11 protein-coding genes and 1 other RNA gene are annotated in these 13,950 nt (G+C 40.3%); 3 read left to right on the top strand and 9 right to left on the bottom strand.

Translation table 11 applies throughout. From position 1 onward, the window contains the following. Positions 1 to 3 precede the first annotated feature (3 nt). The 5 genes from phrB to ACZ1GV_RS09965 form a co-directional block, all read right to left on the bottom strand. Complete coding sequence (phrB, locus tag ACZ1GV_RS09985) at positions 4 to 1,440, bottom strand: deoxyribodipyrimidine photo-lyase (protein WP_472674037.1); 1,437 nt, start codon at positions 1,438 to 1,440, stop codon at positions 4 to 6. Further along, a complete protein-coding gene (locus tag ACZ1GV_RS09980) occupies positions 1,440 to 2,390 on the bottom strand; it encodes a YbgA family protein (protein WP_472674036.1) in 951 nt (316 codons plus the stop codon). Before ACZ1GV_RS09980 ends, phrB begins: the two co-directional genes overlap by 1 nt. A gap of 182 nt (positions 2,391 to 2,572) precedes the next feature. Then, positions 2,573 to 3,298, bottom strand: a complete 726-nt coding sequence (locus ACZ1GV_RS09975) for a ChrR family anti-sigma-E factor (protein ID WP_472674035.1) — start codon at positions 3,296 to 3,298, stop codon at positions 2,573 to 2,575. Continuing rightward, a complete protein-coding gene (locus ACZ1GV_RS09970; RefSeq protein ID WP_472675886.1) occupies positions 3,291 to 3,866 on the bottom strand; it encodes a sigma-70 family RNA polymerase sigma factor in 576 nt (191 codons plus the stop codon). The genes ACZ1GV_RS09975 and ACZ1GV_RS09970 overlap by 8 nt, the downstream gene beginning before the upstream one ends. A gap of 130 nt (positions 3,867 to 3,996) precedes the next feature. Beyond that, a complete protein-coding gene (locus ACZ1GV_RS09965; protein WP_472674034.1) occupies positions 3,997 to 4,581 on the bottom strand; it encodes an LON peptidase substrate-binding domain-containing protein in 585 nt (194 codons plus the stop codon). 150 nt (positions 4,582 to 4,731) lie between these two features. On the opposite strand from ACZ1GV_RS09965, the gene ACZ1GV_RS09960 reads away from it, so the two are divergent. Both ACZ1GV_RS09960 and ACZ1GV_RS09955 read left to right on the top strand, forming a co-directional pair. Beyond that, a complete protein-coding gene (locus ACZ1GV_RS09960; RefSeq protein ID WP_472674033.1) occupies positions 4,732 to 5,337 on the top strand; it encodes an NAD(P)H-dependent oxidoreductase in 606 nt (201 codons plus the stop codon). After that, positions 5,338 to 7,194, top strand: coding sequence for a monovalent cation:proton antiporter-2 (CPA2) family protein (locus tag ACZ1GV_RS09955; RefSeq protein ID WP_472674032.1), 1,857 nt, complete (start codon positions 5,338 to 5,340; stop codon positions 7,192 to 7,194). It abuts the gene before it with no gap. Here the strand turns inward: ACZ1GV_RS09955 and ACZ1GV_RS09950 are convergent. Continuing rightward, positions 7,181 to 8,383, bottom strand: a complete 1,203-nt coding sequence (locus tag ACZ1GV_RS09950) for a hypothetical protein (protein ID WP_472674031.1) — start codon at positions 8,381 to 8,383, stop codon at positions 7,181 to 7,183. The two genes, ACZ1GV_RS09955 and ACZ1GV_RS09950, sit on opposite strands and share 14 nt — an antisense overlap. Before the next feature lie 285 nt (positions 8,384 to 8,668). Here ACZ1GV_RS09950 and ssrA point away from each other — a divergent pair. Next, positions 8,669 to 9,036: a transfer-messenger RNA gene (ssrA, locus tag ACZ1GV_RS09945) on the top strand. Between the two features lie 150 nt (positions 9,037 to 9,186). On the opposite strand, the gene ACZ1GV_RS09940 is transcribed toward ssrA, so the two are convergent. From ACZ1GV_RS09940 to ACZ1GV_RS09930, 3 genes are read right to left on the bottom strand one after another with little or no spacing between them, the layout of a single operon-like run. Beyond that, positions 9,187 to 10,080, bottom strand: coding sequence for an LOG family protein (locus ACZ1GV_RS09940; protein WP_472674030.1), 894 nt, complete (start codon positions 10,078 to 10,080; stop codon positions 9,187 to 9,189). Between the two features lie 18 nt (positions 10,081 to 10,098). Next, the gene (locus ACZ1GV_RS09935; RefSeq protein ID WP_472674029.1) at positions 10,099 to 11,517 is read right to left on the bottom strand and encodes an MBL fold metallo-hydrolase RNA specificity domain-containing protein; all 1,419 of its coding nucleotides are present in this window, start codon (positions 11,515 to 11,517) and stop codon (positions 10,099 to 10,101) included. 15 nt (positions 11,518 to 11,532) lie between these two features. Continuing rightward, positions 11,533 to 13,899, bottom strand: coding sequence for a phosphoketolase family protein (locus ACZ1GV_RS09930; RefSeq protein WP_472674028.1), 2,367 nt, complete (start codon positions 13,897 to 13,899; stop codon positions 11,533 to 11,535). Positions 13,900 to 13,950: the final 51 nt, after the last annotated feature.

Raw genomic sequence — 13,950 nt, 5'->3', positions numbered from 1 at the left:
AGGTCACTCACTGCGTTTGTAGAAGTCTAGTGCGTTTTCTCTAGCAGTTTTGTGATCCACAATCGCAGGCCAGTACACCTTTAATTTTTCCGTTTTTATGGCCTTGTGTGGAAAGTGGATATCTTTGTTAGAGAAATTCTTCAATTCTGGTAAGTAACTACGAAGAAATTCTCCCTCTGGATCAAATCGTTGGCTTTGGGTAATGGGGTTAAAAATTCGAAAATAGGGCTGGGCATCACAGCCGGTTCCTGCAGCCCATTGCCAACCACCATTATTATTTGCTAAATCTACATCAATCAAATGTTGAGCAAAAAATTGTTCGCCTAATCGCCAGTCAATAAGAAGGTGCTTTGTTAAAAAACTAGCAACGATCATTCTAAGGCGGTTATGCATCCAGCCAGTTTGAACTAGTTGTCGCATCGCTGCGTCGACAATTGGGTATCCTGTTTTACCTTCTTTCCAGGCTTTAAATAAAAAGCCATTGTTTGGCCAATCTAAACCGTCGTATTTACTGTTAAAGTTATTGTGTTTACACAAATTAGGATAATGAAATAGCAAGTTACGATAAAAATCTCGCCAAATTAATTGGTTTAGCCAGGAAAACTCAGGAATACTCGTATTGTCTAATATATTTGGCACTGTATGTATCAGTTGCGATACCAGTCTTCGTGCACTCAGTGCTCCAATGGCTAGGTATGGTGATAGTTTTGATGTGCCTTCAATTGACGGAATATCTCTATCATCGGGATAACGAACAATAATACGTTCATAAAAATCGGGAATTAATTCATTTTTAACATTGGTAATTAGTGGCCACTGTGAGGAGTCCACTTTTTGTGCCGTAAACTCAATGTTAGTAGGTTCGTTGAACTGTGCCTTTAATTTACTTTGATAATAGTCAGTTAGCGCTTGCTTAGAGTCGGCAAGCTGAAAACCTTGATTAATAGCAACGGATAACCACTCTCGTTTAAAGGGGGTAAATACGCGATACATTTCGTGCTGTTTGTTAAGCACCTGACCTTTTGGCAACACTACATCGGCTTCGTAACTTGAGAATTCAATATCTTGCTGGTTTAACAGAGCTTCAAATGCTTTATCTCTATCAACTTCATTAATTTCAAGTTCGCTATTTACAAAAACATGAGTGATATCGTGTTGTTTGCAGATGTCTAAACACAGCTCAATTTGGTGTTTAAAGTCTTTAGCGGTTTTAAATATTAACGGTATATTAAACTCGTTCAGTTTGTCTGCGATGAGTTGTACATGTCGTTGTAAAAAGTCAATTTGGATGGCTGATCTATCATGTTGTTGCCACTGTTCAGGAGTTTCGATAAAGGCAGCAACAAGTGGTTCATCTTTGTCCACGGCTAATCGCGCTGCTGCTTCAAGAGCGGGGTTATCATCTATTCGAACATCAGTTCTTAACCAATATAAAATCATTAATAACCGTACCTTAATTTTAAATCTGCAGGGTAGGGGTCTAGGTATTTTTGATTCGCAATGTATTCATCTGGATACATCATTAAATAATGCTTTAGCAGCGTTAAAGGCGCCATAAGCGGAATGAGGCCGGCACGATAATCAGCGATTTGTGTTGTTAGTTCAGCTTTTTGTTCTTTAGTAAGGTGTTTACTAAAGTAGCCTTGAATATGATTTAACGTATTTGCGTGGGATTTACGACTCGCAATCGTTTTTAAGGCTGTCATAAACAGGACAATATATTCTTTTGCTAATACATCCACTGGCGCTTCGCTAGTCCCTAATAAGCGACCTAGTTCTCTGTAGGCATTTTGGCTATGACTCATTAGCAGGTATTTGTATTTGGTATGAAACTGAATAAGCTTATGTTTGGTAAAACCATCGCTCATCATTTCTTGCCAGGTGTTATAGGCAAACACTCTAAGAACAAAATTTTCTCTAATCGCCGAGTCGTTTAATCGGCCGTTTTCCTCGCATGGTAATGCAGGATTGACCTCCATTATTTGTTTAGCAAACATACCAATACCAGTCTGTTCGCTACCAATGGCTTTATCGTCATCGTTATAATGATAAATTTTTACTCTTTCCATACCACAGCTTGGGCTTTTAGCGGTAAAAATGAAACCACTTAGGTCATCAATTTTTTTTGCAACACTTTGTCCATATTCAGCTAGTTCTTTGGTTACATCACCGGATTTATCTGGGCGGCTTACTGTGATGACATTTTTGTATTTGATTTGTCGAATAGTCGGCCTGGGAACTGGAAGACCAATGGCTACTTCGGGGCAATAGGTTTTGAAGCTGACGTGACGAGCAAGTTCGTTCATACAAAAGTTGGATTTTTTGTGGCTTTTATCAAAGCGAACTTCTTGACCCGCTAAACAAGCACTTAATCCAATGGTGATGGTCATACTTATCCTTTGAAATTGAATGAATTTGTAACATATATATTAGGTTACGATACGCGATTTGTAATTGATCACAATGGTTATTTTTTTGCTTTAAAAACCGCCGTTTTGGCAAAAAAAAAGCCACTAGCAAAATGCGTAGTGGCAATATACCAGGATTAAATCCGGTCTCAGGAAAAGTGTGTTTAGTACAACAGACTACCAATAGGATTGAATAACTTATGGAAGCCTTCTGTAAATTGTAAAGCGTCGTCTGCGACGGTATAACATAAGCACCCTTCTTTAGTGCGAGGCTGATGGTTATGTTCGCCGTTCAGTTCTATAAAATCACCTGGGTGATAGGTTCCCATTTCGTCCTCAAAACTGCCATCTAAGAGCAAGGTAATTTCAAAACCTTTATGAGTGTGAGTTGGAACTTCACCATCCGCATCAATGTGAAGCAAATGGCTGTGAATAGCACCTTCATCTAGATTCAGGCTTGAGCGAGACAGTTTTCCAATGTTTAACCAGTTAGACATCCGTACATTGTTTAATGCAGTAGGCAGTTCAAAGCACTTTCCTCGAACTGATATGGATGTATTTCTAACCATAGACTGCTCGGAGATCTCGTCATCAGCAGTAATAGCGGCAATCATGTTACCAAACTCCATGTCCATCACGGCTTCATGGTTTACATGATTATCACTGATGTTAAATAACGATGTGTCAAATTGTTCGTCTTCGTAAACCGATTTGGTGGTAATTTCCGCGTTGAACAATTGTTCAGACATTTGTTTGGTTATTTTTTCAATCTCACCACTGCACTGCTGGCACATGTGGCTGTGAATCGATACGCCAATTGCTATAGATGCAGGCAATTCTCCGGCTGCATATCCTGCTAGTAATTTGCTACTTGGGTGGTGTTTAATCATTTTGTGCTCCCAACTGCTGTTTCAACTTTGTTACCGCTAATCGAATTCGGGACTTCACTGTGCCAACGGGTATATTCAACTGCTTTGCAAGTTCTTCATGTGTTAATTGTTTAAAATACACCGCAGTCAACGCTTCTTGCTGATTTGGCGGTAGTTTTTTAACAAGCTCTGTTAATTGGTTCGACATTAAATGGTCTTGGAACGGAGATTCTTCAGAAATCTGCTCTTCGATAGGCCAAATGTCGTCACTCAATGATTCAGCTTGTTGGCTTTTGTTTTTTCGCATAGCGTCGAATATGACATTTCTCATCACGGTGTAAACCCAAGTTGTTGCAGCTCCTTTTTCAGGAACAAACAAATGAGCCTTCCGCCAAACTCTTGTCATCGTTTCTTGCACTATGTCAAAGCCTGCGGCGTCGTTATTTAATTTTTGCGCCGCAATGCGTTTAATTTTTGGACCAAACCATGCAAACAACTTTGCAAAGGCTTGCTTGTCTCTGTCAGCAGCAACGGCCATTAAATATTGGCTAAGTTCTGCTGGTGCTGAGTCTTCAGTTGTTGTTGTCATTTTTCTCGTTTTCTTCGATGTAGCGATCGCGTTAGAACGAGTTGATTCAACCGTTATTTGTTTCATGACATACCTCATCCGCTGTCCTTAGAAAGCATTACGACAAGGACCATTAACTAGATCACTAATATTATTCAAAAACAATTTCTGTTAAAAACTCATTTGCGCGTGATAAAGAAGTGGGTTGCGCAAACAAATTTTGTTCAGATTGTTTTAAAGGTAAAAGTTCTAGCCATCTTTGACACACCCATACCGGACAGTCAAACTTTGTTTCGTAATAAATCTTTGCTAAATCCGGATTTTGTACAAAAACAGTTTTTAATTCTTCGGTTAAGCTTTCAGCACAGCTTATCTCTTTTGATGCAGATGGGTGTTGCTCCCAATGATTAAACACTTCTATAAAGGCTTTTTTTAAACCATCTGATTCAATCTCGACATTTGACACTCGAACCATGGATTCACATTTAACATCTATGTGTAATAGTCCGTCTTTACCCTGAGAAAAATCAATTATTTTTACCAAACTTCCCCAATTCAGGTTTTTGTCAGTTGAATTTTTCTCTACGGCGCTTAGGTTGTTTATTGGTAATACAACAAACCCTGTTTCTCCCGCAGATTCTTGAACCAAACGAATGTATCGAGGCTCAAACACTCTGAGTCGGGTTACTCCTTCAGGTAACAAAAATACAGGTAGTGGGAACAGCGCTAGTTTCATATGTCTCTCTTAATAAAGTTGTCATGAGTTTGTACGACTATTCAAACTTAGGCGATCAATGAAATTAAAAAAGTTACCGCAAAAAGAACAAAAAAAAGCTAAAGTACAATAGTGTGGTCCGCATATTTCAGGTTAAACAAAAGGATACCTATGCAAACGGTTTTATTAATATTGGCACACCCCAATCTACAGCAATCAAAAATAAATGATCACTTGTTGCAATACGCTAAAGAACTGCCGTTTTTACACATTCATGATTTAAGTGAAGTTTATCCTGACGGTGTGATAGATATAGAATCAGAGCAGAAGCTGTTAGCTAATTTTGATCATATCGTATTTCAGCATCCTTTTTACTGGTATAGCGCGCCGTCAATGCTTAAAGAATGGTTTGATTTGGTTCTTCAATATAACTACGCCTATGGACCATTTGGAGACAAACTAAAAGGTAAAAATTGGTTATCAATTATTACTACAGGTGGCGGTCAAATGGCTTATTGTGAAACAGGTCATAACCGTTTTACGATGGAGCAACTGCTTACACCGTTTGAACAAACGGCGCATTTATGCCAAATGCAATACTTAACACCTTTTATAATTCATGGTGCTAGAAAGTTATTTGATGACAAACCACGCTTAGCAAGCGTTAAACAGGACTATATTGATCGATTGACCTTATTGTCGAAAATGACAAAAGACAATTCTTCCTCTTCTCAAACAACCCAGCCAAAAACAAACCAAGAGTTTGGAGCACTATAGATGGAACATAATTTATTAGCTGACGCGGTTACCTACCTGTTTGCAGCTGTCGTATCTGTGCCTATCGCTAAGCGATTAGGGCTTGGTTCGGTATTAGGATATTTAGTTGCGGGCGTCATTATTGGACCTTTTGCTTTGAGTTTATTAAGTAATCCAAAAGACGTGATGCATTTTGCTGAATTTGGTGTTGTGTTAATGCTTTTTTTAATTGGTCTGGAGCTCAAACCAAGTTTATTGTGGAAGTTACGAGTACCAATATTGGGCAGTGGCGGATTACAAGTGTTTCTAACCACTTTGTTTGTAACTGCAATTGGATTGTTTTTTGGTTTGCCTTGGCAACAAGCTTTAGCGATTGGCATGATTTTGTCACTAAGCTCCACCGCTATTGCGTTGCAAAGTTTACAAGAGAAAGGCCAAATGAAATCTACAGCTGGGCAAAGTGCCTTTGCTGTTTTGTTATTCCAAGATATCGCAGTTATACCAATGTTAGCCATTCTCCCGTTGTTAGTTACTGCTGATTCGTTGGGCGTGATTGCTCAAACTGAAGGCCTACATGGTTGGAAAAAAGGACTGGTTGCCGGTGGAATAATCGCGGGGATAGTTATCGGTGGACGTTTTTTAATGAACCCGATATTTAGTTTTATTGCAAAAAGCCAAATAAGAGAAGTTTTTACTGCAACCGCATTATTACTTGTAATTTCAGTGGCGTTGGCAATGCAAGCTATTGGTTTGTCGCCGGCGCTTGGCACTTTTTTAGCTGGCGTTGTATTAGCAGAAAGTGATTACCGACACGAGTTAGAGAGTAACATAGAGCCGTTTAAAGGATTGCTGTTAGGCTTATTTTTTATCTCGGTTGGGGCTAGCATCGACTTTAATATTTTTGCTGCAGATCCGGCACTAATAATATTTTTAACCATTGGATTAATAATTTTGAAGTATCTAATTTTACAATTATTAGGTCGTTTTACGCCAATGGCTAAACCAGACAGGTATACTTTTTCTTTTGTATTGGCTCAAGCCGGTGAATTTGCCTTTGTATTGTTTGCATTTGCGTTAGGTGTGAACTTGCTACCACAAGATCTCGTTTCACAGCTTACCCTCGTGGTTGCACTCTCTATGTTGCTTACTCCGCTAATGCTGATTGTAAATGATAAATACGTGCAACCCATGTTTCGCGAAACGAGAACGGCACCGGCCTCAGATACTATTTCTGAAGACAACAAAGTCATTATTATTGGTTTTGGTCGTTTTGGCCAAGCGGTGGGGCGACTTCTCGCAGCAAATAAAATACCAACAACGATACTTGATCACGATGCCAGTCAAATTGATATGGTTAGGCGATATGGTTACAAAGTTTATTTTGGCGAAGGTGAGCGTCATGAATTACTTCATGCCGCGGGAGCGGAAGATGCCGAAGTTATAGTTGTAGCGGTGGACGAACCAGAACGTAGCTTACGAATAATAAAATCTATCCAGCATCATTTTCCGCATGTAAAGATTTTGGCGCGTGCGATTAACAGACCACATGCAACGGACTTATTAAAAGCTGGGGTTACCGCCGTCGAACGTGAAACGCTAGCTGGTGGTTTGGAATTAGGCTCAAAAGTGATGACTGAATTGGGTTGGAGACCAAATGCTGCATGGCGAGCGAGTCGTTTGTTTAAAAAGCATGATGACGAGATGGTTGAACAGTTAGCGACAATGACAGGCGATGAAAAAATGTTCATCAACCACTCATTAGAAACTCGAAGCTTTATTGAAAAAACCCTTGAAGAAGATCAACATTGGGAGCATGAAGTGGATGAGCATGCTTGGGAGAGACCAGGTAAATTGAAAAAAGACTCTACTTTGGACTAGATGAACTTGTTTTGATTGAATTGATACCCGGAGAATGACAGGCTATGACGGAAAACTCGTAGCCTACTTCTGCAGTTTCCGACTTTTTAACTGTGAGTAGCTCGTAATCATTTAGCTCTATAACTCTGGTGTTTTGTGGGTGAGCACAACGAGAGAAGCTGTCAGCTTCGTAGTTATAAATAAACGCCGCCAATATTTGTTTTTGGAGTAAGTGCACCGCTTTACTTTTGTAAATTACTTCTAAATTAGCTTTTCGTTGTTCGTCTAACGCTTTTCGTCGCTCAATTCCCTCGGAGGTTGAAAGTTCTATCTTGTCTATTTCAAACTTTAATATTGCACCCTCATCAATATTACTTTTTAGTTCACTTGTATTAGTGGCGCTTTTATTTTCTTCTAACAGATCGCCTAGATTACTGCTTTCAAAGTATTCGTCATCATGGTCGCTAACAAAACCAGCATAAGCATCCCCTAAAATAGGAGTGCTCTGATTCAGAAAACCAGACTTAATGCTACCGTATAAGAAAAAGATAAGTAGAAAAGTTGCCCAAAAATATCGAATAAGTGCGGTTGAAAATATGAACCGATAATCAGGCTTATGCCAAATTTTGTGCACGCCAAATGGCTTTAATGCAAGTAACAGTAATAAATAGACTGGCAATAAAACTTGTATAAGTAAAAGCATTAAAAAGCTTGATAAAATAAACCAAGTGGGGATGTTAATGATAAGAGCCATATTATGGCTATAGGTGAGCTTATCAGCGCTAACATGAGTGACTTCATTAACAAGGCCAGATGCCGTAGCTAACGCAGTATTGGCCATAATGGCGTAAAAGCCAAGAATGAAGGCTTTTCCTTGCAGGCTATCCCATACTTTTAAAAAGTGTGGCCAAAACTCATTAACCAAACCAACAACGGCAATTCCAGCAGGAATACACATGTAACCGAGGCTCGACATATCGTTTAACACAAAAACAGCAAGCAATAGACTGGCTGACAAGTAGCAACGCTGAGCTAACGTTAAGCTTGACCAAAATGACTTCAATTTTGAGAAACGAGCTACTAGCTTAGTGTTTATCGTTGACACAACATTAAGAAGACGTGTTGCATAGTCACGAGACACGCGAGGAACATGTTGTAAAGTTTGTTGCGTACTGGCAACCCACTTGCGTATTTGAAGTGAAACTTCCATTTAAATAAAACCAGTCAAAGTTAATTACCCCATAATAACGGTTGTTAACTCTTAGGCAAGTCTCTGTTCTCTAAAATACATTGTAATTATTGAATTGTATTACCCTTGAATTTGCTGAAAATGTCATCATATACCTATCAGTAAGTAAGAAAGTCTTTTGATTGTAAATAAAAGAGAGTAGACTTGCAGAACACTATCGGTATTAACCGTTGGTTCCAGAATTTTTACATGGCTTTGAAAACTTTGCTGAGTAGCGCAAAACAATCAATACCGTGACCCGTTTTCGGGGCTGATTCAGGATTCGACAGGATTGATGATTCCGGCGGTGCACGTCGAGGGGCGGTTTGCCTCGTTAAAAGCCGCAAAAAAATAGTCGCAAACGACGAAAACTACGCACTAGCAGCTTAATACCCTGCTGAGAGCTCTTTTGCCCTAGCTTCCGTCCGTAAGACGGGGAACAACAAAAGATCAAAAACCAAACGGAATAGTGGCGCGACTCCAGCCTGAGAGGCAACCCACGAATTTTAAATCAGGATAGTCGTTGAGTGGCGTGTCTGTCCGCAGCTCCTCGGTGAATTTAAAGACTGACTAAGCGTGTAGTACCTAAGGGTGACCTTTTCTGGACGCGGGTTCGACTCCCGCCAGCTCCACCAATAACGAAACCTCGACCTAAACAGTCGGGGTTTTTTTATGTCTAAAACCTATAATAATCATGTTGTTAGCTGGTGTGCTTTTGCACTTCTAATGAAATCGTGCAGATATTATTTGCTTGAGTAATTAGGAGTTGTGGGTAAATATGCGGGTTAAATTAGAGGGCGATCATCACTCTGCCAATATTCATTTAAAATTTCCCACGCCTCTTGTTCAGTATCGACTGTGAAAAACAGTTCCAAATCTTTGTATTGAATTGTGCCTTGTTCGGCAAGAAATTTAAAATTGATTACTTGGTTCCAATAACCCTTACCCATTAAGATAATAGGCATAGGTGCAATTTTTTTGGTTTGCATTAACGTTAGGGCATCGAGCAGTTCATCTAGCGTTCCAAAGCCGCCCGGAAAGGCAACTAAAGCACAAGCTCTTTTTAAAAAGTGCATTTTTCTAATAGCAAAATAGTGGAATTGGAAAGTTAATTCAGGGGTTATATAGGGGTTTGGGGTTTGCTCAAAAGGCAAAACAATATTAAGACCGATGCTTTTCCCACCAGCATCGTGTGCTCCTCGATTTGCCGCTTCCATGATGCCGGGCCCGCCACCGGAAACTATAACGTATTGTTTGTTCTCATGTTCCATCGACAGCTTAGTAATTCTACTTGATAGCTTACGAGCTTCATTATAAAACAGGCTGTTTGCTAAAATAGCTTGTGCCGTTTTAACCTTTTGTGCCGCTTCATGGCACTTAGGTTGTTCGTTGAGTTGCTGCTTGGCTTTTTGTAGTCTTTGTTCTGCTACTTCAGGCTCTGGTATTCGGGCGCTTCCAAAAAACACCACTGTCGATTCAATGCCAAGCTCCTGTTGAATAATATCGGGCTTTAACCATTCAAGCTGCAATCGAACTGAACGGAGTTCGTCGCGAAGCAGGAATGATTTGTCAGCATAAGCAAGGGCGTATGACGGACAAATTTTATGACTGTGTTGAGCTAATAATTCATCATCAGCTGCAGATGGAAATATCGAATGAGGTTTTTTGGGTTTAGTCATAAAGCACTCTTTGGATTATTAGAAATAAATCACATCGTTTAATTTGGGAATATTGGCGCGCCATCCGTGTTTTTTAGCTTCGTTTTTTAATGCCTCTTTTGCAAGCGTTTCACCATGAACAATATATAAGTGAGGTTTGGGATCAGAAAAATTACTCAACCAAGATAATAGTTGCGATTGGCTGGCATGCGCTGAAAAACCACCTAATGTATGAATTTGTGCATTCACAGCAATGGTTTCGCCAGCTAGTTTGAATGTCTTAGCACCATCAACTAACGCTCGGCCGGGTGTCCCTTCCGCTTGATAACCAACAAAGACAACATGAGACTGACGTCGCCATAAGTTGTGTTTGAAGTGATGTCGAATGCGGCCACCGTTGCACATTCCGCTTCCGGCAATAATAATTGCACCGTTGATTATATTGTTGATCGCCATCGATTCTTTTGTGCTCTGAGAATACCGCAATATGGGCAAAAACGAATGTAAGCTTCTCAAGTTCGAACGACTATTACCCTTTGCATCTTGAATTTGCTTTTGATCTTCGTCGTTATAAGTATTTTGATATTTGTGATAAACCTCTGTTACCGCAATAGCCATAGGGCTATCTAAATAGGCTACTTGGTGTTTAAGCAAACCCTCTTGATACAACTCACCGAGTCTAAAAATAATCTCTTGGGTTCGACCTACCGCAAACGAAGGAATTAGTATATTTCCACCGTCACGTGAAGCTTGCAGAATGACATCTTTAAATTCGTCGAGGGTTTCTTCCATCGACTTGTGTTCTCGATCACCGTAAGTTGACTCAATTAATAAAATATCAGCTTCTGATACAACGGCTGGGTCATTTAACAGTGCAGCTTGTGAGTTTCCTAAATCGCCGGAAAACACTAATTTCTTTTTCTTAGCACCATCATCAACCCAGATTTCAACAATTGCTGAGCCAAGAATATGACCAGCATCTCGATAATTTAATTCAATATCATCAGTTACGTGAAATCTGTGGCAATAAGGAACGCCCACACAAAAATTCATGGCTCGCTCAGCGTCGTCCTGTGTGTAGAGAGGATCAATTTCTTTTTTACCGGCGCGGCGACGTTTTTTATTTTCCCATTCTGCGTCACGTTCTTGCAACGAACCAGCATCTTTAAGAAGAATATCAACAAGATCAAGAGTAGGGCGAGTCATAAAAATAGGACCCTCGTATCCCTCATTAATTAATAAGGGAATACGTCCAGAATGATCAAGGTGGGCGTGTGAAATAATTACGGCATCGATAAACGTTAAATCAAAGGGTAAGGTTTGATGGTTTTTCTTTTCTTCATCACGCCGCCCTTGAAATAAACCCGAGTCTAATAATACAGAGCTATTCTCTGTTTTTAACAGATACATCGAACCTGTTACTCCCTCTACTGCACCATAAAATATTAGTTCAGCCATTGCTTTGTCCTCTATTTACCAACGCCACTGGTTTATTTCAGGGCTGTCTACCCCATGTTTATGTGCATAATCAATATGTGATTGCTGTTGCTCCTTAAGCTCTTGTTTTAACTGTAAGCCAGCTGATTGAAGTGCCGGAACGCGATTAATGGTTTCTATAGCAAGACTAAAACGATCTATTTTGTTAATAATGGCCAACTCTAAAGGGGTATTAATATTTCCTCTTTCCTGATAACCCCGAACATGAAAGTGCTGGTGATTGTGTCGCTTGTAGGTCAAACGATGAATAATCCAAGGGTAACCATGGAAGTTAAATATGACGGGAATGTTTGCAGGGAATAATGAATCAAATTGCAGATCGCTTAATCCCTTAGGGTGAGTGTGTTCAGATGCGAGAGTGAATAAATCAACAACATTTATGACTCTAATTTTTAAGTCAGGGAAAGCGGTTATTAATATTTTTGTCGCAGCCAACACTTCCTTTGTCGGCACATCACCACAGCAGGCTAGAACAACATCAGTGGTGTTTTTGTCATCGGTGCTTGCCCATGACCACTTACCTATACCGGCTAACACATGTCGTTTCGCTTGATCGTAGGATAGGTATTGAAGATGGGCTTGTTTATCACAAGTAACAACATTAATCAGGTTTTCGGACCGAAAGCATTTTTCCATCACATGTAATAAGCAGTTGGCATCAGGTGGGAAATAAGCGCGTACAACCTCTGGACTTTTATTTAGCACTAAACTTATAAACCCTGGATCTTGGTGAGTAAATCCATTGTGATCCTGACGCCAAACTGTTGAAGTAATTAGCATGTTTAACGATGCAATAGGAGGGCGCCACTTTATATCTTTAGCGACCTCTAGCCACTTGGCATGTTGATTAAACATAGAGTCAATCACATGAACAAATGCTTCGTACGTTGAAATTAAACCATGTCGCCCCGTTAGCAGATAACCTTCTAGCCAGCCCTCCACGGTATGTTCTGACAACATTTCTAACACTCGGCCACTTGGACTAAGTTCTCCACCGTCAGCATCCTCAGGCAAGTAATTGGCTAGCCAAAGTTTTTTGCTAACGCTGTAAATATCATCAAGTTTATTTGAACTGTTTTCATCTGGACTGAATACTCGAAAACTGGTTGGGTTTTTGTCCATTATTGAGCTACAAAATGCCCCAAGAGATTGAGTGTTAGAATGAAAAATTTGGCCTGGTTCGCTAATTGAAACACAAAAGTCTTTGCTATTAGGCAGATGTAAAGGCTTCTTAATGCGCCCAGCATTTGCATCTGGGTTCAAACTCATTTTTAAATGGTTGTCCGGTATAAATGCTTTTATTGCTGACAATAACTTACCATCTTGATCAAATAACTCGTCTGGTTTATAGCTTGAAAGCCACTCCGCAAGTTGAGTAAATTGTTCGGTATCAGTATGGACGGACTTTAGTGGCACTTGATGGGAACGCCAAAAACCTTCCAACTTGTGATTATGACTGTATTTGGGGCCTGTCCAGCCTTTTGGCGAGCGAAGAATGATCATTGGCCAGTGCGCTCGAGTTGCCTGATTGTTTTGGCGAGCGGTTAACTGGATGTGCTCAATTTGATCTAATGCCGCAGAGAGCGCCGACGCCATCTCGATATGCATTTTATCCGGTTCGTAACCTTCCACAAAAATCGGCGTCCAGCCATAACCACGGAATAAACTAGTTAGTTCATCGTTTCCAATTCTTGATAATAGAGTCGGGTTATTTATTTTGTATCCGTTTAAATGCAGAAACGGCAATACCGCACCATCTCTAATAGGATTAAGAAACTTGTTACTGTGCCAGGCCGTTGCTAATGGACCTGTCTCAGCTTCGCCATCACCAACCACGACCGATACAACTAGCTTTGGGTTATCGAAGGCTGCGCCAAAGGCATGAGATAAGCTATAACCTAATTCTCCACCTTCATGAATAGAACCTGGCAATTCAGGAGTGCAGTGACTACCGAGTCCACCAGGGAAGGAGAATTTTTGACATAAGTGTTTAAGACCCGCCTCGTCAGCGCTAAACTTTGGATAATAGTGCTCAAATCCCTTCTCAAGAAAAACGGGAGCTATCACCCCAGGAGCACCGTGCCCTGGCCCTGCAATAAATATCATCGGGCAAGAACGTTTAATAATTTGCCAATTTAAATGGCAGTATATTAAGGATAGCCCGGGACTTGAACCCCAGTGGCCAATTAAGCGTTCTTTTAAATCTGAATGTTGAAGCGGACGACGAAGCAAAACATTATCGCGAAGAAAGATCATTGCGGTAGCAATGTAGTTACAAGCTCGCCAAAGTTTATCAATTCCATCTATAGGGTTTGGACTATTGTCGTTTTGGAATCCTGTCATTATTTGCCTCCGGGCATGAGGTGACAGAACTACGACACCAAAGAACGCTTA

Source organism: Psychrosphaera sp. HA2-10, assembly GCF_055693745.1.
Note: the sequence above shows the minus strand (reverse complement) of the source record. Positions and strands in the feature narration are given on the sequence as shown.

Coding starts and splice junctions, on each gene's coding strand:
- phrB (WP_472674037.1), bottom strand. CDS start 1,440: ATGATTTTATATTGGTTAAGAACTGATGTTCGAATAGATGATAACCCC.
- ACZ1GV_RS09980 (WP_472674036.1), bottom strand. CDS start 2,390: ATGACCATCACCATTGGATTAAGTGCTTGTTTAGCGGGTCAAGAAGTT.
- ACZ1GV_RS09975 (WP_472674035.1), bottom strand. CDS start 3,298: ATGATTAAACACCACCCAAGTAGCAAATTACTAGCAGGATATGCAGCC.
- ACZ1GV_RS09970 (WP_472675886.1), bottom strand. CDS start 3,866: ATGACAACAACAACTGAAGACTCAGCACCAGCAGAACTTAGCCAATAT.
- ACZ1GV_RS09965 (WP_472674034.1), bottom strand. CDS start 4,581: ATGAAACTAGCGCTGTTCCCACTACCTGTATTTTTGTTACCTGAAGGA.
- ACZ1GV_RS09960 (WP_472674033.1), top strand. CDS start 4,732: ATGCAAACGGTTTTATTAATATTGGCACACCCCAATCTACAGCAATCA.
- ACZ1GV_RS09955 (WP_472674032.1), top strand. CDS start 5,338: ATGGAACATAATTTATTAGCTGACGCGGTTACCTACCTGTTTGCAGCT.
- ACZ1GV_RS09950 (WP_472674031.1), bottom strand. CDS start 8,383: ATGGAAGTTTCACTTCAAATACGCAAGTGGGTTGCCAGTACGCAACAA.
- ACZ1GV_RS09940 (WP_472674030.1), bottom strand. CDS start 10,080: ATGACTAAACCCAAAAAACCTCATTCGATATTTCCATCTGCAGCTGAT.
- ACZ1GV_RS09935 (WP_472674029.1), bottom strand. CDS start 11,517: ATGGCTGAACTAATATTTTATGGTGCAGTAGAGGGAGTAACAGGTTCG.
- ACZ1GV_RS09930 (WP_472674028.1), bottom strand. CDS start 13,899: ATGACAGGATTCCAAAACGACAATAGTCCAAACCCTATAGATGGAATT.